Source organism: Fontisphaera persica, assembly GCF_024832785.1.
Classification (GTDB): Bacteria; Verrucomicrobiota; Verrucomicrobiia; order Limisphaerales; family Fontisphaeraceae; genus Fontisphaera; species Fontisphaera persica.
The window spans coordinates 4,167,909-4,191,592 of sequence record NZ_CP116615.1; the positions used below are offsets into that span (position 1 = coordinate 4,167,909).

Here is a 23,684-nt window from a genome sequence, read left to right on the forward strand (position 1 = left end):
CAAGATGCTTATGAAGACTCAATCCAACTCCGCATCCTCCGCCATGCCGCGCCGGCGGTTTCTGGCTTCCACCACAGCCGCCGCCGTGGGCGGCGCGATGACGTTGCTTAAGCCTGCCACCGTGTTTGGTGCCGAAGCCAATTCGCGGGTGGAGGTTGGCCTGATTGGCTGTGGCGGGCGGGGGGCGTGGATTGCCGACTTGTTTGCGGCGGACGGGCATTATCAATGGGTGGCGTGCGCGGATTATTTCGGGGACCGGGTGGAGGCGGTGGGCAACAAGCATCAAATCCAGGCCGCCCGCCGCTACACCGGCCTGAGCGGTTATCGCCGTTTGCTGGAAGGCAAACTGGACGCGGTGGTCATCGAGACGCCGCCTTATTTTCATCCGGAGCAGGCCGCCGCAGCGGTGGAGGCGGGCAAGCATGTATTCATCGCCAAACCGATTGCGGTGGACGCGCCGGGCTGCCTGTCCATCGGGGAATCCGGACGCCGTGCCACCGCCAAAAAACTGGTGTTTCTGGTGGATTTTCAGATTCGGGCCAATGAGCATTTTCGGGAGGCGGTGCGGCGGGTGCACGAGGGGCAGATTGGCCAGCTCATCATGGGCGATGCCCATTATCCCTGGCGGGGCGGGGGCCGCGGGACGCCGCCCGATACCGCCGAAGGCCGGCTGCGGCAGTGGTATTATGTGCTGGAGCTGAGCGGGGATTTTATCGTGGAGCAAAGCATCCATTCGCTGGACTTTGCCACATGGGTCATCAACGCCGACCCGGTCCGGGCCGTGGGGGGCGGGGGGCGCAAGGTGCGTCCGCCCAACAGCATCTATGACCATTTTGCGCTGACCTACTGGTTTCCCAATCAGGTGCCGCTGGCCTTTACCTGCATCCAGTCCATTCCCGAGGTGAAGGATGAAATCACCGCCCGCTGGTTTGGCTCGGAGGGGGTGATTTGGGGCGATTATTTTTCGGAGGTGTACGTGCGGGGCAAGGATTTCATGCGGGCGCGGGTGGACAACCTCTACACCACCGGGGCGCAGGTCAACATCCGGGAGTTTTGGGAGGCCATTACGCAGGGGCGTTATGACAATCCCACGGTGGCGCCCTCGGTGCGCTCCAATTTGACGGCGGTGCTGGGGCGGGAGGCGGCGTACCGGCAAACCGAGCTGACGCTGGCGGCGCTGATTAAAGAGGGGAAAAAGCTCGAGCCGGATTTGCGCGGGGTGAAGGGCTGAGCCGTCTCTGGCCCACCACGATAATGGCTGACCGGCGCAAAAAAAATGGGGCGCAGCGAACTGCGCCCCATGTTTGATGGCGGTGACGGCACGTTGGCAGCCGTGGCGTCAACCGCGGGATTGCCCTTATTGGACCCTTACGCGCAACACGTTGATGGAGTTGGGGGCGAGCGTTTGCTCAAAGCGCGGGCCGGGCAGGTTGAGGGTGGCGGTTTTGGGCGAGACTTTGGTGGGGTTTTCCAAACTGTTTTCGTCGGTGGCATTCTCGCTGGTCAGGACAATCATCCGCGCCGGGCCTTGCACGCGTTGCACGCCCTGAAGGGCAAAGGTGGTGGTGACGGGGTCGTAACTGGCGTTGACGACTTTGACAATCACCTCTTCCTGGGCCTTGGTGGCCGAGGCATAAAGCGCCTTGAGGGTGGGATACTCGGAGTCGTGCACCAGTTGGCCGTCCAGATAGCACTTCACGCCTTTGGCGCCGGATTCGATGCGGATGTCATACCAGCGGTTGGTTTCGATGCGGCCGTTGACTTCGCGGCCGATGACGCCGCCCATTTCGATGGCGTGGCGGCGGTTGCCCCAGCCGCCGAGGTTCCACCAGGACTTGGCATTTTCATCCTGCACATTGAAGAGAATGAGGAAGCCCTCGTCGCCACTGATTTTGCGGGCCTTGAGGGTGAGGGTGTAATCCGTCCAAGATTTGTCGCCGATGACGGCGCGCACATTTTCGGCACGGCTCATCTGGCGGAGGGCGCCGTCCTGGATGCTCCAGTTGCCATTGCCCAGCAGCCGCCAGGGCTGGGTGCCTTTGGCCGGGTCAAACTCAAAGAGAACCTCATTGCCGCGGGTGACCTTGATGTCCTTGAACTCGGCCTGGGTGAGCCAGGTGCCCACGCCGATGGCGCCGCCCTGCGTGCGGGTGGAGGCGTTGGGGGACTCCACGGTGATGGGGAGGATGGTCTGCCCGCGGTTTTCACTGAACATTTTTTGGACGTAATAGGAGGGGATGCCGTAGGCGCGGGAGCTGTCGAAATTGATGAGGTCCGGGTTCCAGCGGCGGTGATTGACATGCACAAAGAGCGGGGCATAGGAGGCCATGACAACCACGTCTGAATTGCGCTCCAGGCCGGTCATGAAGGCGGCCTCGCCCACGGCGGCGCGGAGATTGCCCTGGCCGCCGCCCTGGGTGACGGCGTACTCGCCCACGAAGACCTTGAAGCCGTTGCGGGGGTACTTGTCATAACGGGTGGACTGCACCATGAAAAACTCGGGGTTGTTGTAGTAGTGCTCGTCCACAATTTCGAGGGGGCTGTTTTTGGGCGGGCCGCCCCAGTCGTTGGCGATGATGTTGACGTAGGGGTATTTGGCCTTGATGGCATTGTACATGAGGCGGTAACGCTCCTCGTAGGCCGGGCCGCCGTTTTCGTTGCCGATTTGCAGGTACTTCAAATTAAAGGGGGCGGGATGTCCGTTTTTGGCGCGCACGGCGCCCCAGGTGCTGGTCACCGGGCCATTGGCGTATTCGATGGCATCCAAGGCGTCCTGGACAAACTCGTTCATCTTGTCCATGGGCACATTTTCGCGATGGCTCATGCCGCAGTTGATGACAAACAGCGGCTCGGCGCCGATGTCTTCGCACATTTGCAGATACTCATGGTAGCCGATGCCGTGGGTGGCGTGGTACCCCCACAAATTCCATTGGGTGCGGCGCTCGGAGAGGTCGCCGATGGTGAGTTTCCAGCGGTAGGCTTGGGCCATGGTATCGCCTTCCACCCAGCAGCCGCCGGGGAAGCGGTTGAACGAAGGCTTGAGGTCCACCAGCATTTGTGCCAGGTCCGGCCGCAGGCCGTTGGGGCGGTTTTTGAAGGTCTTTTTCGGGAAGAGGGAGACCATGTCCAGCCAGAAGGTGCCGGCGCGGGTGGTGCTGATGACCAGGCGGGCATGGGGGTCGGTGCCGCGGGCGGTGAGGCTCAGCGAATATTTTTTCCATTGCGTGTCGAGGCGCGGGATGCGGCCTTCGGCGTACACCTCGCGGTCTTCGCTTTCCAGCGTGACCGTCAGCGGGCCGTTAAAGCCGGCGGCCGCGCGGGCGAAGAGGGAGAGTTCGTAGTTTTCGCCCTTGCGGATGTTCATGCCCCAATAACCGCCGTTGGCCACGCCGGCGCGGCCGGTGCCGGGCTCGCGGATGTCCACTTTGAGCGAGCGCGGGTTTTTGGCGCTGAGGGGCTGGCTGCGGTCCACGGCGATTTCGATTTGGGCCGGCCCGCTGCGGACCACGGTCCAGTAATCCGGCTTGTCGCCGTCCTCGAAGTTGCGGTTGCGGACCAGCTCCGCGTAGATGCCGCCGTCGGTGGAGTGGTTGATGTCCTCAAAAAAGATGCCCCACAACATGGGACTGGAGGCGGGGCCGGGCCGGTCCACGGCCACGGTGATGGTGCCGGAGGCAGGAGCGCCCGGCAGCGCGAAGGGGGTTAAAAACAAACAGCCACCAGCCAGAGCTAGAGCGAACCACGCCATACACCAACGATTTTGTTTCATGGCGGGCAATTTAAGCACAGCCGGCAGCGGTGGCAATGTCGCATGTTTGGAGGACAGGCGTGGGGATGTCCTGCGGGAGGCCCTCCGGTTCACGCGCCCGGGCCGAAAGCGGCCCTTAACGGACTACTTGATAAGGATGTCCGCGGCGGCCTCGATGTAGCACTTGTAAGCGCGGTCGTTATAGCAGACAAAAATGATTTTTTCGATGGGCGGGTTGGTTTCCAGGAATTTGTGGGTTTCCTCCAGGGCAATGCGGGTGGCGCGTTCCATTGGAAACCCGTAGGCACCGGTGCTGATGGCGGGGAAGGCGATGGTTTTCAAGCCTTCGGCCACCATGATTTCAAAGCAGCGCCGGTAACAGGAGGCCAGCTTTTCATCTTCTCCCCGGTTGCCGTCTTTCCAGATGGGGCCCACGGTGTGAATGACGTATTTGGCGGGGAGCTGAAAGCCGGGGGTAATTTTGGCATCGCCGGTGGCGCAACCCTTGAGCTTGCGGCAGGCTTCGTAGAGCAAAGGCCCGGCGGCGCGGTGAATGGCGCCGTCCACCCCGCCCCCGCCCAGCAGGGAACTGTTGGCCGCGTTGACGATGGCATCCACCGCGAAGGTGGTGATGTCACCGGTCACAATTTCCACTTTGCCATCGCGGATTTTCATGGGCAAATCAGGGCCGAGCGTGTGGTGGCCAATGCCACAGAGGCAGAGGATACGCCCACCCCCTCATTTTTCAATCCTTTATTGCGCGGCCCAGGCGTGGGGGAAACCGCCGGCGGCCTTATTTCTTGCCGTAGATGCTCTCCGGGTCAAGCAGCCGCGGCTCGGTAACTTCGGCGCTTTGGCCTTGCTGCCGCAGGGAGCGGAAGAAACAGGACTTGTAACCTTCATGGCAGGCGGCGCCGATTTGTTCGACTTGAATCAGCAGGGTGTCGGCGTCGCAATCCACCGCGATGTCCTTCACAATTTGAACATGACCGCTGCTCTCGCCCTTCATCCAGTATTTTTGGCGGGAGCGGCTCCAGAAATGGGTTTTACCGGTGGCGAGGGTGGTTTCCAGAGAAGCCCGGTTCATCCAGGCCATCATCAGCACACGGCCGGTGGACTGTTCCTGCACAATGGCCGGAATGAGGCCGTTGGCATCGTATTTAAGCTGGTCAAGAAAGCTCATCAGGGGAGTGAGCTTAGCTTATTCAGGCCGTTTGGCAAGCCGCACCGCGCCGGCGCGTGGCATTCCCTTTTTTACCGGAGCCGATGGGCTCTTTTTTGTGGGCATTTACAGCAAATGGACCGGAAAGTGGAGGTGAATAAGAGGCTTCTGCGTGCTTGTTGGGAGAAATTTTGAAGATTTTTTTTCATGATTTTCTTGACGTTAGATTTTTTTGTGTTATACATTAGCGCCAGACAACCAAACGTAGCGCTCAAAAACAGGCTGCCAGAAAAAGCTGAAGTCCGTTTTTCGTTTGGGGGGCCAGCGAGGACAGTTTGCACAGGCAACGAATAGCGGTGACGTATAGCTTGGAGGCATTGGAACCCCGCGTTCTGCTTTCGGGGGATGGACTTTGCCCCATGGCCGCGCCGATGTTGCCCGCCGTGCAGGAGCCGCAGGCGGTGGAGGAAGTTGCCTTTTCGCCAGCGCAACATGGCGCGGAGGAATCTTCGTCTTCCGCCCTGTTTGAATCCACTCCTGGAGAAATTTTTGCTCCCTCGCCAGTCACTGAATCGAGCCCGGCGGAAGTTTTGGATACCACGGACGTTGGGGATGACGCTGGTGCCAGCGTGGCGGTGGAAGTGGCGGGGGAAACGGTGACGGAAAGCACCGCCGCGACCCCAATTTCCAGCACGGACGAGATGCCCACCGGGGCTTCCGGGGAGACACTTTCATGGACTGTTTTGCAAATGGTGGACACGTTGCGGGCTTCCAATGGGCCGCCGGAAGCGAGTACCGGGACGATTCATTTGACGCCTGAGAGCGGCTTGAATCTGAACGGCGGAACGTTGGAACTGGCTGATGGACAAGTACTTAGCGGAAATGGCAGCATCCAGGGAGGAATTGCGGGCAATGGGATATTTCGTCCGGGCAATTCGCCGGGACACCTGACGGTGGACAATTTCAACCCCGGCGCCGATGCGGTGACGGAGATTGAAATTGAGGGTTTGGCGCAGGGAGTGAGTTACGATTGGATTGAGGTTACCGGCGCGGCGAATCTGAACGGCACGCTCAAGATTATTTTCAATCCTCAAGGGGGATACACACCGGCGTTGGGCGACACTTTCAACGTCATCACCTGGAATAACTATAGTGGGCAGTTTGCCCAGTGGCTGGGGACGGTGGCCATTCCGGGGCAGCCCACCTGGGCGTTGAAGCCGGAGTACTTGCCGACGGGGCTCCGGTTGACGATTGTGCAGACACCCAATCTCTCGGCGGGACTGGACACGCAGATATTAAATGTGTTGCAGCAACTGGGGGAGGTGGCGGACCGGCTGGACACTTTTGGGAGCTTCGCGCAGAGCCTTCCGTTCATTGGTTCTAACGTGGGCAGCCTGGCCAACATGGGTTCGGCTTTTCTGAACGGATTGCGGGCGCGGATGATGTCGGTGTTGAGCGGCATCCCCACGGTGGCGCAGGTAACGGCGGGCATTCAGGGGTGGGACAACACCACCTTTGGCGGTTTCACGTTCCGGGTGAAGGGGATTTTGGCACACTATGGGGTGACCAGTTCGGACCCGATCTGGTGGGATTTGCAGGTGGAGCTGGAGCCGACGGCGATCAATGCGACGCTGCAAAACATCCTGGGCGGTGTGTTTGGGGCGGTGTTCAGCGGGTCGGCCCCCACGGTGACGGTGAACAGCAGCGCATTTTTGGATTTCTCCTTTGGCCGGGATGGCTCCGTTTTTGTGGGCGTGGATGCGGTGGGGGCGCGGGCGTCAGTGAATGCCAGCGGGCTGGGCGGGTTTGGTTTCACCTTCAATACGCCGGTGGGCACGCAGACGTTGAGCGCGAGCGGCGGCACGGTGGCGTTTGCGGCGGGGGTGACGGCCACGCCGGATGCCAGCGTATTGACCGGGGGACGGATTACCACGACAACCCTCACCAATCTGGCCAACGGCACCACCCCGGTGGGCAATGCGTTTAATGTGAGCACCACGGGCACGTTGAATGCGGCTTTTCCGCTGACGGGCACACTGAGCTTCCTGGGCTTCAGTCTGACGGGCGCGTACGTGGTGCGGGTGCAAAGCCCTAATATATTTAATCAGGCGCCGGAGCTAAGCGTGGAGGTCAACAGCACTTTGACGGTGATGGGACAAAACTTGAGCGGCAGCTTCACGCTCAAGAACACCGGCACCGAGACCATTCTGCAGGCCAGCAACGTCAGTTTCCAGGTGGGTTCGGGCAGCAGCCGGGTGTTGAGCGTGCAAAATGGGGCGGGCAACCTGCTGATTCTCAATTCTGGTTTGGCGGGGACGCTGGCGTTGGATTTCTCGACGGGGCCGGCCATACCGAATGTGGGATTGAGCGCAACGGGTCTGCAACTGGCGTTCAACACGACCACGGCGGCCGTGCCGGACATCAACGGGGTGGCGGTGGCGCTGCCGGCGGGGCCGTACTTCCGGGTGTCAGGCCAGGGGACGCTGACGTTGAGCACGCCGGCGGCAAGCCTGAGCGGGGATTTCCTGTTCGAGCCGCGGGATGCGGATGGGAATCCGGGGAATGGCTATGAGCAGACGGTGGCGGCGGTGGCGAATCTGGGCTTTCAGTTTTCGGACGGCACGAATCCGTTGCTGACGGTGAGCCAGGGGCAGGGGGCGATGGTGTTCACGAGCGCGGGGGTGATGGGGAGCTTGTCGGCGCAACTGGCCTTGAACGTGGCGGGGGTGAATTTGTCCGGGACATACGGGGTGACGTTGAACAACACCGCCTCGGCGTTCAACGCGACCTTTAATGTCAATGGCAACCCGGTGACGTTGAATCTGCCGGCGGGGCCGTATCTGCGGGTGAGCGCCAGCAGCGCAACGCTGACGGTGCAGGGCTTTGGGGTGACGGGCAGTTTTGTGTTTGAGCGCAAGCAAACCGGCGGCGGGGCGACGGTGGTGACGGTGGCGGGGACGGGCATGGCGCTGAGCTTTGGAGCGTCCGCCTCTAATATACTTAATGTCAGTAATGGCAGCGGGGCATTTATTTTGAGCCAGGCCGGTTTGGCGGGGACGGCGACGGCGACGGTGGGGGTGAACGCGACCGGGGTCTCGGTGGGGGGCACGTTCACGGTGCGGATTAATGACCGGAATACCGCCGTGAGCGAGACCGTGGAGGTGGGCGGAACCAATGTAACCATCAACCTGCCGGCGGGGCCGTATGTGCAGGTGCAGGGTCAGGGGGTGACGTTGACGGTGCTGGGGGTGGGGTTGCAGGGCGACTTTACCTTCGAGCAAAAGAACACCTTGAGCGGCAGCCGCGTGATTACGGTGACGGCGGCCAATGTGAATTTCAACTTTGGGACGAGCCTGCTGACGGCCACCCATGGGTCGGGATTCTTCATGATGACCGATGCCGGGTTGATGGGCGAGGGCCAGATTACGGTGGGCATCAATGCGTTTGGCACGGGCTTTTCCCATACTTTCCAGTGGAGCTTCAACAACACCAGTGCGGCCTTCAATCAGGCGGTGGGGAATCCCACGGCCTTGAATCTGCCGGCGGGGCCGTTCAACAAGCTGGATTCCGGCCCCACGCCCATCAGCATCAACATTCCCATCGGCAGCAGCACGCAGTCGCTGAGCGGGCGGTTTATTTTGACGCTGGTGCAGGGCAGCCCGGGTTATGTGACCCTTGCGGCGTCGAATGTGAGCGCCACGCTGGGGGCGGGGCCGGTGAGTTTGACGGTGAGCGGCGGGCAGGGGGCGTTTCTGCTGACGGCTGCGGGCGGTTTGGCGGGCGAGGTGAAGGTGGCCAGCGCGACGTTGGGCAATGCGGGTTTGCTGGGGCTGAACGCGCAGAACCTGAAGCTGCGGCTGAACAATACGGGCGGGAATGTGGGCGACCCCAACCCGGTGGTGGTGCCGATTTCCGACAACCCGGCGGAAAATGTGTCCATCCAGTTTATTGGGCCGTATTACCACAACTTCCTGGCGGTGTCGGGCACGGCGGAGATTACCGGCCTGATGGGCGGCATCACGCTGGGCGGAAACTTTGTGATAGAGACGGCGCGGCTGGACACCAACGGGGACAGCGTGCTGGAGGACGTGTTCAAGCTGGGGGCCACCAATCTGCAATTGCGGGTGCAGATGGGGTCGGCGACGGTGCTGTCGTTTGACCGGGGGACGGGAGCGCTGATTTTGAACGGGGCGGGGCTGGCGGCGGAAGCGGATTTGCAATTTGAATCGGGCCTGGTGGGGTTGAGCGGGACGATGCAGTTGAAGCTCAACACGACGGGGGCGAATGTCAACACGACGGTGAACACGCCGTCGGGCAGCCGGGTGGTGAACGTGCCGGCGGGCACCAACGTGCAGGTGAATGTGGACGGGCATTTGCATGTGGGGAGCTTTGCGCTGCCGTTCCAGTTGAGCGTGCGGGTGGCGGGCAGCACCATCGAGTTCCGGCGGTTGAGCAACAACGAGCTGCTCTTGACGGTTGACAGCGGCACCATCATCCCCGGGCCGGCGTTGACGTCGCTGGCCAACTTTGATTTTGCCAAGGCCAGCCCGTTTGAATGGGTGATGCTGCTCAATCAGTTGGGCGACTGGTTCGAGTCGTTTGCGGGCAGCTCGCTTTTCCAGGTGGAGATTCCGTTCACCGGCGGCAAGACGCTGGGGGATGCCTTCAACTGGGCGCAGCTTTATCTGGACACCATCTACAAGTATTTCGTGAGCGTGGAGCTGCAGTCGCGCAGCGTCACCGAGACCAGCACGCACACGGGGGCGCTGGCGGGGGCCACGCTGAAGCTGCAGTTGGGGACGGAGCCGGTGGTGACGTTGACGGTGACGGACACGGTGGGGGATCCGAACTCGCGCACGGGCACGGAGCTGGTGACCTTGTTGCAGAACGCGATAGCGGCGCAGGGGCTGGCGGGGCGGCTGGAGGCGCGATTGAACCGGGAGAAGAAGGTGGTCATTGCGTTGCGGGAGGATGAAGTGGCAAAGAACACCACCTTGAACCTGGTGGATGCCGATGCGGCGATATCGAGCCTGGGCTTCGGGCCGGGGGATGGCAACACGGCCACCAATGACCAGACGGGGGTGCTGACGGAGCGGTTCAGCACGGAGGAGTTTTTTGTGGCGCTGGCGGATTTGTTCAACGACGGTTTGTTGAACAACAACAGCGGGATAATCTACAACCCGATGCAGCGGGTGTACACCTACACGGTCAACCGGCAACTGACCTACAACACGCAGCAGTTGTTTGGCTCGCCCACGCTGCCGTTCAATTTCAACCTGGCGTTGGGGCCGATTGCGGGGGCGTCGCTGACGGGCGCACTGCAATTCAACGTGCAGGTGGGCTTCAACCTGACGCTGGGTTTTGACCTGGCGGCGGCGGAGGTGCCACGGGTGTTTACCTCGAGCACGGTGCCGACGCCGAGCCACGGGCGGATTACGGCGGACGCGCACTTTGGGATTTATTTGAACGACGTGCTGCCGAGCGGTTCGGGCACATTTGCGCAGTGGTTCCCGCTGACGCTGACGCAGGCGGCGACGGCCGACAACACCAGCATCCAGATGCTGGCGGACGATTTGAACAACGTGCTGGCGGGGGCGGCGTATGGGAGCGGGACGCTCGGCGATGTGCTGATTTTCCAGAAGGCGGGCAACGGGGTGGCGTTGAGCGCGCGGGACACCCAGTTGGGAATCATCAACCGGGTGGTGGTGATCACGCCGCGGAATGATCCGTTTGGGACGGAGATCGGGTTTGGGGCGGAGGTGCAGGATTTGGACGGGAGCGCGGTGACGACCCATGACCAGATTCTGGTGGCGGCGGCCACGGCGCCCATCAAGGGGTTGTTTGTCGAAAACGCGCAGTTGAGCGCCAGCCTGGCGGTGAACACGACGGCGGCGGGCATTGCGGGGTCGCTGCGGTTTGGGTTTGTGGAAATCAGCACCAGCGGGGGGGCCTTTGGGACGCTGGCCTACGACGGCGTGACGCCCGCGCCCATCACCGCCACGCTGCGGCTGGAGCATCAGACCACGGGCGAGCGGCGGTTCTACATCAGCGAGCTGATGAACAACACGTCGTCGAACAACATCAGCAACCTGGTGCCGGCGTTCAGTTTCAACGGGAGTTTTCTGGCGCGGCTGAACAACATCACGGTGTCGGGGCTGGGCTTTTCCATTCCGCTGGGCAGCAATCCGCAGGTGGCGGTGTGGATACCGGACATCAAGCACCTGACCTACAACGCCAATCCGTACGATCCGGCGAGCAACAACAAGGGCATCTTTGTCACGTACCCGGATTTGTCCACGCTGACGAATTTCACCAGCCTGAACTTCACCACGATTGTGCGGGCGCTCAACGGGATAGCGGACCAACTGAGCCAGTTGAGCGCGTTTTCGTTCCTGGACGAGCCGCTGCCGTTTGTGAATCTGAGCGTGAACGACATGCTCGATTACGCGCAGAAGTTTGCCGATTTGATTGACGGGCTGTCGTCGAGCAGCGCGCGGGACACGTTGCAGAACACGCTGGCCGAGCTGAAGCGGCAGATTGACACGCTGTTCCACCTGAACCCGAATGTGCTGACGCTGTCGCTGGACCACAACGGGGTGGCGCCGGCCAGCCTGGTGACCAGCGGTGGCACGGCCAGCCAGCCCAGCGCGTTGGTGATTGATTACAGCGGGTTCAACAATGGTTTCCGCATCTATGCCAATACCAACGGCACGGCGCTGAACAACAGCCGGGTGGTGGTGGTGGGCGACAGCACCATCACCAACGGCACCGCCAAGGCGGAATGGAATGCCACCAGCAAGGTCCTGACCCTCAAGATTCAACCGGGGCGGACGACGGCCAACGCCATTTTGCAGGCCATCAGCGAGGCTGGCAGCCACGGCTCGCCGTGGCTGGCGCAGTTGACGGCCAATGACAATCCGGCGGGCAGCAACACGGGCGCGGGGACCATCACGCTCACCGCGCTGAAGTTCGCGTTCAATTTCTCGACGGGTTACGCCAACAGCCTGCCGTTCCAGTTGGATTTGCAGCAGTTGGTGTCGCAGTTGGCGGGGAATCATCCGACGGTGCGGGCGTTTCTGGAGCTGGCCACCACCCTGGTGCAAATCCAAGGCTCCGGGCAGTTGACCGTGAGCGCCAGCGCGTCGCTAATCCTGGAATTTGGGCTGGATGTCTCGACGCCGGGGACGGCGCGGCCGTTCTTCTATGAGACGACGCGCATCGAGATGCTGGCCAAGGTGGCGGGGACGAACATCAGCCTGGAGGCGTCCCTGGGGTCGGTATTTGGGATATTCATCAAGAATGGGCGGGTCACCCTGGACCAGGACGGGGACCCGGACACCGGGGCGGCGCAGGGGGATCGCGGGGCGATTTTCCAGGTGGGCTTGAAGGACAGCAACGGGGACGGGCGGCTGTATCTGGACGAGAACTGGCTGAGCACGGACTTCATCCGGCTGCAACTGGAGGGCGGGGTGAGCGCGCAGTTGCCCATCTTTGCGCCGTTTGAATCCACGCCGCTGAGCGGCAGCGACGACACCAACGGAGACGGTTACCCGGACAATTACCTGGTGGTGGAGGCGCCGGACCTGGTGCGGTTCTTCCTCAGCGAGGCGGTTTCGACGGAAGCGGTGGGGGCGGAGAAGGTGGTGAAGTTTGCGGGGTTGCACAATGATTTGCGGGTACGTAGCAACGGCTCGATTACCAACTACCGCATTGTCTTCACCGATACCTTGAGCGGCAACAATGCCAGCGCCACCTACAACGCCGCCACCAAAACGCTGACGGTGCAGATGGATGCCGGGGTGACCACGGCGGTGACGGCGCGCAATGCCATCCAGAGCGCCAGCGGCGCGGCCGGGGCATTTGCGCCGACGGCGTTGACGACGGACGATGACGGGCAGGCCAGCAGCACGAGCAACACCGGCGCGGGCACGCTGGAGAAGGTGTTTCTGGTCACGCCCGACTTCAGCACGCTGTTTGACGGTCTGGAACTGTGCGATGTCATCGCCAACAGCATTGGGCCGATTCTGGATGGGTTGGACAAATTCCTGGGCTGGGTGCAGGACGGCCTCAACGGCGTGGTTTACAACGTGAACCTGCCGCTGCTGGGCAGCGGGCTGAAGGGGGCGGCCGATTTCATCGGGGATTTCCGCAACGGCCTGTTGCGCGAGCTGCGCGAGGAGGTGGACGCCGCGGGGGGCAACGGCATCACCGCGCTGGAAAACGCCATCAAGAAGGCCCTGTGGAATTCGCTGGGGCCGGGCGGGTTGAACTGGCTGGTGAATTACGAGACGGGCCAGCCGCTTGATGTGGCGGCGGGCTTCAGCCAGTTGGATGTGCGGCTGGATTGCGACACCGGCCTGGTGGTCAACATCCGGCTGGCCAAGACGATTGCGTTGCTGGACACCACGGGCAACCCGATTGATTTCAACATTGGCGTGCCGGGCTTCGGGCTGGAGGTGGACGGCAACGTGGTCCTCTCGCTGGGCTTTGACTGGAAGTTTGGTTTCGGGGTGGATTTGACCAATGGTTTCTACTTCAACACTTCCGCGCCGGCGAGCCATCCGGAGCTGAAAATCTTCTTCCGCGCCGAGATACCGGGGCTGCATGCGGCGGGCCAGTTGTTGTTCCTGCAACTGGACGTGATGGACGACGCGGATTCACCGAGCTTCTTCGAGGGAGCGTTTGAGGTGGATTTGCGGGACCCGAATCACGACGGCAAGCTGACGATGGCCGAGCTGTTCTCCAGCGGCACGCAGTTTGGGGACATCATCAGCGCCAAACTGGGGGCGGAAGCGGATGTCAACCTGGATTTGATTGCCAGCTTTGGGGGCAACACGGCCTTCCCGCGGGTGCTGGCGGATTTCCATCTGGGGTGGGAGGCGGACACCCAGCAGGGGTCGCAGGATCCGGAGATTGAGTTCACCAACATCCGGCTGGATTTGGGGACGTTCCTTTCAGATTTTCTGGGGCCGATTCTGAAGGAAATCCGCAAGGTGACCGAGCCGATCCAGCCGATCATTGACATTGTGACGGCGCGGCTGCCGGTGTTGTCGGACTTGGCGGGGCAGACCATCACGCTGCTGGATCTGGCCGAGGCGTTTGGTTTGCTGGAGCCGTCCACGATGGATTTCATCCGGGACGTGATTTCGGTGGTTGAGCTGATCAATGATCTGGAGGGCCTGGGCAGCGGGACGATTTTGATACCCTTTGGCAGCTTCCGGTTGCTGGAGGGCAATGACGGGCGGCGGTCGGCAATCCAGGCACTGGAGCCGCTGGCGGCGCGGGCGATGGAGGACATTGCGACCATGGCGGCGGCGGCGACAGGGCCGGGGGCGAGCAGCACGTACACGCAGAAGGTTTCCGGTTTTGCCAGCGACGTGGGAAGCCTGAGCAACTTCAAGATTCCGGTCTTCGACAATCCGGCGGAGCTGTTCAACCTGTTCACGGGCGAGCCGGTGCGGCTGGTGGAGTGGCGGATGCCGACGTTCCGGTTCAAGTTCACCTACACGCAGAAGATACCGATTTATCCGCCGCTGTACGCGCAATTTGGCGGGACGATTGGGGCGGACATCAACGTTGGTTTTGGTTACGACACCTATGGCATCCAGAAGTTCATCAGCTCGGAGGACAAGAATTTCCTGGATATTCTGGATGGGTTCTACGTGCTGGACTTTGACGCGCAGGGGCGGGAGCAGCCGGAGGTGCGGTTGTATGGCGAGCTGTTTGCGGGGGCGACGATTGATCTGGCCATTGTGAAGGCGGGCGTCAACGGCGGGCTGGGCTTCGAGGTGAAGTTTGATCTGAACGACATCAATGATGACGGGAAGATCCGGGTGAGCGAGCTGGTGGCCAACGCGCAGCAGGACCCGCGCTGCATCTTCGACATTGAAGGGCGGATTTACCTGTTCCTCGAGGCGTTCTTGAAGGTGGATTTGTTCTTCTTCAGCATCGACAAGACGTGGCGGTTTGCGGAGATCACGTTGTTCTCGATTGAGATCACCTGTCCCGAGCCGGTGCTGGCCGAGAAGTCCGGCAATGACCTGTACCTGAACATCGGCAGCCGCGCCGGGCGCCGGCTGGAGGTGGACACGACGGACGGGGCGGAGACGTTCATCGTCAAGCACACCGGCGGGGCGGCAGGCAGCGAAACGCTGGAAGTGCAATGGGGCAACTGGCGGCAGACCTTTGAGAATGTGGCGCGGGTGGTGGTGCCGGATGCCGGACAGGGGGATGATTACCTTGATTTCCGCGGTGTGCTCTCGGAGGTGGAAGTGCACGGCGGGGCGGGCCATGACACCATTTACCTGGGCGACGGCGCGAATTCCGAGGCGTATGGGGACGCGGGCAATGACCAGATTTACGCCAGCACCAACGCGGGCGTGACCGGCGTGGTGATTTATGGCGGCGACGGCAACGACCTGCTGGTGGCCGGGCCGGTGGCCATCCGCATCTATGGCGGCGGCGGCAACGACACCCTCACCGGCAGTCCCGAGGACGATGAACTGTACGGCGATGACGGCAGCGGCACGGCGGCGGATGGCAACGACGTCATTGACGGCCTGGCCGGGAATGACCTCCTGCGCGGCGGGCGCGGCAACGACACACTGCGGGGCGGGGACGGTGATGACTGGTTGCGCGGGGATGACGGCAATGACCAGTTGTATGGGAGTATTGGGCACGACGTGCTCGACGGCGGGGGCGGCGACGACAAGTTGTACGGGGGCGACGGGAATGATTTGCTGCTGGGCGGGCCGGGGAGCGACTGGGCCAACGGGCATGGCGGCATAGATTTGCTCATCGGGGATGATGACCCGGTCACTGCGCTTGCCATCAACAACCTGCCGGTGACGGCGGCCAATTTGGCGGCCATTCGCGCTGCCATTGCGGCCATCCCGACGGCGGGCGTAGTGGTGCAGAATGTGCCGGGCGGTGGCAGCAGCATCAACGGCCATGACCTTCTGATTGGCGGTGGCAATGTGGATGTGTTGTTTGGCGGGCCGGGCAATGATTTCTTGTACGGCGGCAATTTCATGAACCAGGGCGAGACGTCTGTGATTGAGGAGGACCACAATGACTTTTTCGACGGCGGCCCGGGGGATGACACGATGTTTGGTGATGACGCCATGGGCCGCACGGGGGACCGCGATACTGGCATCGCCATTCGCTCCTCCATTTTCTTTGACTTGAACAAGAACGGCGTGCGCGACGCGGGCGAGACCGGATTTGGCGGAGTGACGGTGACGTTGTATCGGAATGATGGGCTGCTGATTGGCTCGGAAGTGACGGAGGTGGACGGCACGTTTGCCTTCACGGGCCTGGACCCGGACCGGTATTACCTGACCTTCAGCCCCGTGACCGGGCTGACGTTCATCACGCAGTTTGGCGGCGGCGCGGCCGGAGCGGAGGCGGCCGGCAATGACAGCGATGTATATCCCAGCGGGCCGCTGGTGGGGCGGACGCCGGACTTCCAACTGACGTTTGACGAGACGGAGCGGAGCATTGCCGCCGGTTACGAGGGGGACCCGCTGGTGAGCGTGGCGCCGGTGACGGTGACCGAGGGCAACAACGGGCAGACGCTGGTCACGCTGCTGGTCACGCTGTCCGGGCCGCAGCGCATGGCGGTGACGTTGAATTACCGCACGGAGGACGGCAACGATGCGATGTTCCCGCAGCGCAACGCCACGGCGGCTTCGGGTGATTATGCGCCGGTGTCGGGCACGCTGACTTTTGCGGCGGGACAGACGCAGCAGGCCATCACCATCGCGGTGCTGGGCGATTTGATGTACGAGGAGCACGAGCAATTCCGCGTCATCTTCAGCAACCCCAGCGCGGGCATCAAACTGCCGACGCTGCCGGAGACCACAGTGCTGGTGACCCTCAGCAATGATGACCCGGTGCCGCAGATTGCGATTGCCGACTTTGTGCCCGCCTCGACGCTGCTGAACAATGGCACGCGGGTGTACACGGTGCCGGAGAATGTCACCGCCGAGTTCATTGTGTCGCTGTCCAACCCGAGCACTTACGCCGTGACGGTGTGGTATCTGGTGGATTCGGCCTATGACTGCGGCTGCGATCCGAATCCGGCCAGGCCGTTCCCGCTGTATCCGGATGGCGATTACGTGCAACCGGCGCCGGCGATGATTACCTTCCAGCCGGGCGAGACACAGAAGAAGGTCACCGTGACGCTGCGGCAGGATGCCCTGGATGAGCCGGATGAGTCCTTCTATATTGACCTCTTCAATCCCACCTACGCGCGCATCGGCGACGGCCGGGCCTACGGCATCATCCCCGATGACGACGCGCCGGTGAGCGTGTCCATCCATGAGACGGGCGTGCCAGCGTCGCATCTGGTCACGGTGTTTGAAGGCAACAGCGGCTACACCACGGTGACGGTGCAGGTCTCGCTCTCGGCGGTGAGCGGGCACACGGTGAAGGTGAATTATGCCACCGCGCCGGGCACGGCAGTGGAGTCGGTGTACACGGCCGATGCGGGCGAGTCGGCGGATTACCAGGCGCTGCCGCTGGAGAGCCTGCCGCCGGAGCAGCGGACGCTGGTGTTTGCGCCGGGCGAGACCACCAAACTCTTGACGGTGCGCGTGTTTGGAGATTTGCGGCCGGAGGGCGACGAGTATTTCTTCCTGAATTTGTTGAACGCGGAAAACGCCAATGTAGCGGCCAACGCGCTGGTGGAGAGCAATCACTTCAGCATCGTCATCACCGACGATGACCTGGCCGCGCCGGTGGATTTGCCGCCATGGAGCCTTTTCTTCTCGGACACCGCTTACACAGTGCAGGAGCCGGCGAGCGGCGTGGCCTACGCGACCATCACGGTGCACCGGATGCCGGGCAGTCCGCAGGCGGTGGCGGTGCTGACCACCACGCCGGGCACAGCCACGGCGGGGCTGGATTACAGCGCGACGCGCCGGTATCTGGTTTATTTCCGCGGCAATGAAGTTACCCGCACCCTGGAAATCCCGATTTATAGCGACGGCACGAGCGAAGGGGACGAGACGGTGCTGCTGTCGCTCAACAATCCGACGGGCGGGGCGGTGAATGCGGCGCCGGATGCGGCGGTGCTGATGATTCGCGACGCGGATTTGCCGAAGGTGTCAGTCCTTGCGCCGGTGCTGGGCATCTTCATGGACCCGGTGACAGGCCTGTTCACCATTGTGCGCGGGGTGCAGGAGGGCACGGGGGCGGGCGCGACGACCGCCACCTTCACCATCCAGTTGGACAACCCGGCGCCGCCCGGCGGAGTGTTTGTGGATTGGACGACGGTGAGCAGCACGGCGCGGGCGGGGCAGGACTTTACGGCGGCAAGCGGGACGGCGTTCATTGCGGCGGGCGGCACGCAGACGACGGTGAGCGTGCCGATTACGCGGGATGCGAATCCCGAGCTGACGGAGCGCTTTGGGGTGCGGTTGAGCAATCCGGTGCGGGCCACGCTGGCGGAGCGCACCTACATCACGGCCTGCCCGATATACGATGATGACCTGCAAACGGTCACGGGCATGGTGTTCTATGACCGGAATGGCAACGGCTTCATGGATTTGGGCGAGGGCGGCATTGAGGACGTGAGCGTGACGCTGACCTGGCTGCAGAATGGCATCCATCAGCAGCAGACGGTGAAGACCAATGCCGCCGGCCAGTACAGCCTGCCAGTGGCGCTGGGGCCGGTGACGGTGGCGGTGGATGGCACGACGGTGAAGTCGCCCTATCAAAAGGCGCTGGGGCCGCTCTCGCTGCTGCTGTGGTCGGGTGAGTATTACACCACCACGGAAAATGAGGTGCAGACGGCGCCGTTCGAGGGCGTGGTGGGCATCTCGCCGTTTGCGCCGGTGGGTTACAAGAACAGCTTCAGCCTCACGCTGCCCGAGCAGGCCAAAGAGGTGGGCCGCGGCGGCACTGATGACACACTGTTTGGCGGGCCGGGCAATGACTTCCTCGACGCGGGCGCCGGGGATGACCATGTGGTGGCCGGGCACTGGCAGACTGCCACCGACACCAACATGCCGGTGAACCAGGGCGCCTACAATGCCACCGTGGTGGTGGTGACGTCGGCCACGAATCTGCAAACGGTGTACGGCCTGCCGGCGGGGGTCACGCTGCATCCGATTTATGATGAAGGCCCCATTTTCTCGGTGACGCCGGAGAATTACCCGGGGGTCATTAGCGGCCAAATCTGGCTGGATAACAACCTCAACAACATCCGGGATGCGGGGGATGTCCTCTATACCGGCGGCGTGGTGGTGACGTTGTATGACGCGGCGGGCAATCCGGTGAACGCGATTTACACCACCACCGGCACGTACAGCTTCACCAATCTATATTTGCGCGCGGGCGACCCGTTGTCCTCCAGCACGTATGTGGTGGAATTTGAGCTGCCGGACGGCTACCGGTTTGTGGACCCGAATGTGGGCGACGCCAATCCGGCGCTGGACCAGTCCTCCAGCGACAGCGACGCCGAGTTTGTGAGCCGGACGCGGGCCTTCACCATCACCGGCATCAATCCCACCAAGACGACCGTGGGCGCCGGGCTGGCGCCGGCCAGCCAGTATGCGGCGGGCGCCACGTACCAGTTTGTGCAGAACACCTTCAGCGTTTCGGAGCGGGTGCCCGGGTACATTGACATCACGGTCATCCGCTCCTACTCCTTCACGCCGGGCGTGGTGGTGGTGGAGACCGCCGACGGCACCGGCGCCAAGGCCGCGCTGGCGCAGCCGGCGGCCACGCGCAATTACACCGCCACCTCGGCCATTCTGGTGTTCAACGTGGGCGAGACCGAGCGCACGGTGCGGATTCCGATTCACAACCGCAACCTGGGCTTCAATGAATTCCGCTGGTTCTCGCTCGCGCTCAATGACGCGACTGGCCGGCCGTACGACACGGCCACGGTGTACATTGTGGGCGACGGCAACCCCACAGTGACCGACGACGACGTGGTGCTGGGCGGCGAGGATTGGGACATTCTGCTGGGCGACTCGGGCAACATCCCCGGTTACGCCGTGGTGCATGAATTTGCAAACATTCACCTGCCGCAGTACCTGGGCAACCTGCGGTTCACCGGCGGGCCGGGGCATGACTGGGTGGATGCGGCGATAGGCGCGGATTACGTGAACGGCCAGTTGGGCAATGACATTCTGGCGGGGGGCGACGGGGTGGACATTGTGCTGGGCGGTCTGGGCAACGACCAGATTACCGTGGGGCAGGGCGATGACACGATTCGCGGCGACCACGGGCGCGACACGGTGATTTCGACGCGGTCGGTGCCCGGCATCACGCTCACGCCTGCGGCCTTGACCCATGAGCGGCTGGAGCTGGGCAGCTACGTGCCGTTGAACGTGCACACCATGCTGGATGTGTTTGAGGTGGCGCGGCTCACGGGCGATGCGGAGCCGAACCGGTTTGTCATCCAAAACTGGGCGCAGGCGGCCTTCATCGCGGGCGGCGGCGGGCAGGACAGCCTGTGGGTCACGCACGACACCAACATGATTTTGAAAGATGCCACGCCGGTGGAGCGGCTCTACTGGCTGCTGGTGGCGGGCTTTGCCAAGGATGCGTCCATCAGCCTGCCCAACGGGCAAACTTATCACCTGGCCAGCCTGGAGCAGGTCACCCTCACCGGCGGCTCGCTGGCCAACACCTTCGACGCCTCCGGTTACTCGCGGGCGGTGACGTTTGTGGCCACCCCGGGCAACGACACGTTCATCGGCGGCACGGCGGACGACACCTTCCAGTTCGCGGCAGATTCGCCGCTGCACACGATAACAATTCGCGGCAACGGCGGGAGCGACACGCTGGACTTCAGCCAGACGGTGGCGGGGGTGACGGTGGATTTGGCCGTGGTGGGCGCGGCGCAGACCGTCAACCCCAACCTCAGCCTGGTGTTGCAGGATGCACTGGAAAAGGTGACGGGCGGCAAAGGTGACGACTTCCTCTACGGCAACGCGCTGGACAACGTGCTGCTGGGCGGTCCGGGCAACGACTGGCTGGAGGGCCGCGACGGGAGCGAGACGTATGTGTTTGACACGGACGAGGCTTGGGGCCAGGAAACCATCGTGGAGGCCCTGGGCGCGCCGGGGCTGGACGTGTTGGACTTCTCGGGCACGGCGACGCGGCGCATCGAGGTGAATCTGGGCGTGCTGGGGGTGTATCAGACGGTGAATGACCACCTGCAAATCCGCTTCTTTAATGAGGGACTCGAGGAGGTGCGCGGCGGCGCGCTGAATGATGTAATTCGCGGCAATGGCAACAACAACACCCTCTACGGCGGGGCGGGCGAAGATTTGCTGGATGGCAAGGGCGGCGATGACGTGCTGGATGGCGGGCCGGGCAATGACGAATTGGACGGCGGCGAAGGCCAGGACACCATCAATGAAACAGCCAACACAAACTTCACCCTGACCAACAACCGGCTCACACGCGGCACGGGCGAGACGGACATTCTGCGGAGCATTGAAGTGGCCAACCTGACCGGCGGCGCGGGGGCCAACACCTTCACCCTGACCGGTTGGACGGGCCGCGGCAGTGTGCGCGGCGGCGGGGGGCTGGATGCGATTGTCTGGGCGGCGGATGCCGACTTCACCGTCAGCGATGCGGTGCTTACGATGTCGCTGGCTGCGGGACCGATGAACCTGACGAGCATCGAGCAGGTCCTCCTCACCGGCGGGCCGGGCAATAATACCTTGGACGCCACCAATTTCTCCGGCGCGGCCACGTTGTCGGGCAAGGAGGGCAACGACATATTGCGCGGCGGCAGCGGAGTCAACACCCTGCTGGGCGGGCCGGGCAATGACGTGTTGACCGGCAGCCGCGGCAACGATGTGCTGGACGGCGGCGAGGGGACGGACATTTTGACCGAGGACCTCATTGGCGCGGTGTGGGAGGTGATTTTTGTGGTGCAGAACGACCGCCTGTTCATCACGCAAGTGGATCCGTCGCCGGCGGCGGCCAGCATTTATGAGGTGGACACGCTGGTGGACCTGGAGGCGGTGACCCTTACCGGCAGCCCGCAGAATGACATCTTTGACTTGAGCGGCTGGCTGCGCGGGCCGGTGGTGATTGACGGCGGCTGGGGTGATGACCGCGTTCAGGTGCTGGCCACCGCGCCGTCCACTCCCGGGCCGGCGGGCGTGACCGTGACCCTCACCAACACGGGCATTGCCTTCACCGGCAGCACGGCCACCATCAACTTTGTCTCCATTGAACAGGCCAACATCACCGGCACGGAGCGCAACGACACCTTCAATGCCACGGCTTTCACCGGCATTGCGTGGCTGTATGGCCTGGGCGGCGATGACGTCTTCCTGGATGGCCCCGGCCCGACCTGGCTGGAGGGCGGCGACGGCAGCGACCGGTTTGTCTTCACCCAAAACGGGGCGGTGCTGAATGACTTTAATGTCGTGCTGGGCGGCGCCGGCGTGGACACGCTGGACTTCTCAGCTTTCACCCTGCCGGTGAATGTGAATCTGGGGCTGTTGATGAACATCCAGAACGTCACGCCGGGCGAGCTGCAACTCTATTTCCGGGCGGAGGATTTGGAGAATGTGCTGGGCGGCGCCGGCGTGGACACCCTCACCGGCAATGCGCTGGACAATGAAATCAGCGGCGGCGCGGGGGCGGACACCCTGGCCGGTGGCGGGGGCGTGGATACGCTGGTGGAAACGGCCGATGCCAACATGGTGCTGACCAACACCAACCTCACCATCGGGGCCACGGTGGACATTCTCAGCGGCTTCCAGCGGGCGCGGCTGACGGGTGGCGCGGGGAATAACACGCTGGACGCCTCCGGTTACAGCGGCTCGGCCACGTTGAGGGGGATGGGCGGCGATGACACGCTGCTGGGCGGCAGCGGGCGCGACACGTTGCTGGGCGGCGCGGGCAATGATCTGCTGCGGGGCGGCGCCGGCAATGACACGTATGTCTTTGATGTGGATGAAGTGCTGGGCCAGGACACGGTGGACGAACTGCCCGGCCCGGCGGGGGGCATAGACATGCTGGACTTCTCGCCCACCACCACCACGGGCGTGCGGGTGAATCTTTCGGTGACCGGCTCGCAATTGGTGCACGCCACGAATTTAGCGCTCATTCTGACCAGCGATGTGGCGCTGGAATACATTCGCGGCGGTGACGGCGATGACCGGTTGATTGGCAACGCGCTGGACAATGTCTTCTGGGGCGGCTTGGGCGCGGATGAGTTCAATGGCAACGGCGGCGTCTTCGACACGGTGTATGAGATGCGCGATGCCGACTTTGAAATCACCGACACCACCATGCGCATCGGCGCGGAAAACAATTGGATGACCAACATCCAGCGCGTGTATGTGGAGGGCGGAGAGGGCGACAACGTGCTGAATGCCACGGCCTACACGGGCATGGCGTGGCTGTACGGGCGCGGCGGCAATGACACCCTCTACGGGGGCAGCGGCAATGACCGGCTGTTTGGCGGGGACGGCGACGACGCGCTGCGCGGCAATGGCGGCGATGATTACCTGGCCGGTGGCGCGGGCAACGACGGGTACTGGTTTGACCTGAGCTTTGACCAGGGGGCAGATACGGTTGTCGAACTGACCGGCGAAGGATTTGCGGACGTGGTCTGGGGCGCGGGCTTGAGTGGGCTGGTGGTGAATTTGCACACCACAACCACTCAGGTGGTGCACGCGCATCTGACTCTGACCTTGATGTATGCCTCCACCGTGGAATATGCCTACTAACTCAACCCACAGGGCCAAACCTGCCTGGCACCTGCGCCCCCGCTCGAAGGCGGGAGCCGCG

Annotated in this window: 5 protein-coding genes; 2 read left to right on the top strand and 3 right to left on the bottom strand. The window is 62.7% G+C overall.

The features are described 5' to 3' along the window. Positions 1-10 precede the first annotated feature (10 nt). Positions 11-1,231, top strand: a complete 1,221-nt coding sequence (locus NXS98_RS15655) for a Gfo/Idh/MocA family protein (RefSeq protein ID WP_283845976.1) — start codon at positions 11-13, stop codon at positions 1,229-1,231. 126 nt (positions 1,232-1,357) lie between these two features. Here the strand turns inward: NXS98_RS15655 and NXS98_RS15660 are convergent, their stop codons facing one another. The 3 genes from NXS98_RS15660 to hisI all read right to left on the bottom strand — a co-directional run bounded on the left by NXS98_RS15660 (position 1,358) and on the right by hisI (position 4,931). Next, positions 1,358-3,769, bottom strand: a complete 2,412-nt coding sequence (locus NXS98_RS15660) for an alpha-L-arabinofuranosidase family protein (protein ID WP_283845977.1) — start codon at positions 3,767-3,769, stop codon at positions 1,358-1,360. A gap of 123 nt (positions 3,770-3,892) precedes the next feature. Next, complete coding sequence (locus NXS98_RS15665) at positions 3,893-4,423, bottom strand: O-acetyl-ADP-ribose deacetylase (RefSeq protein WP_283845978.1); 531 nt, start codon at positions 4,421-4,423, stop codon at positions 3,893-3,895. A 118-nt stretch (positions 4,424-4,541) separates the two neighbouring features. Beyond that, a complete protein-coding gene (hisI, locus tag NXS98_RS15670; protein WP_283845979.1) occupies positions 4,542-4,931 on the bottom strand; it encodes a phosphoribosyl-AMP cyclohydrolase in 390 nt (129 codons plus the stop codon). 335 nt (positions 4,932-5,266) lie between these two features. Between hisI and NXS98_RS15675 the strand changes: the two genes are divergently transcribed. Further along, entirely contained in the window at positions 5,267-23,623 is an 18,357-nt protein-coding gene (locus NXS98_RS15675) for a Calx-beta domain-containing protein (RefSeq protein WP_283845980.1), read from the top strand. Positions 23,624-23,684: the final 61 nt, after the last annotated feature.

Bases quoted from the DNA above. Each gene is read 5' to 3' on its own strand.
- NXS98_RS15655 (WP_283845976.1), top strand. From the start codon at position 11: ATGAAGACTCAATCCAACTCCGCATCCTCCGCCATGCCGCGCCGGCGG.
- NXS98_RS15660 (WP_283845977.1), bottom strand. From the start codon at position 3,769: ATGAAACAAAATCGTTGGTGTATGGCGTGGTTCGCTCTAGCTCTGGCT.
- NXS98_RS15665 (WP_283845978.1), bottom strand. From the start codon at position 4,423: ATGAAAATCCGCGATGGCAAAGTGGAAATTGTGACCGGTGACATCACC.
- hisI (WP_283845979.1), bottom strand. From the start codon at position 4,931: ATGAGCTTTCTTGACCAGCTTAAATACGATGCCAACGGCCTCATTCCG.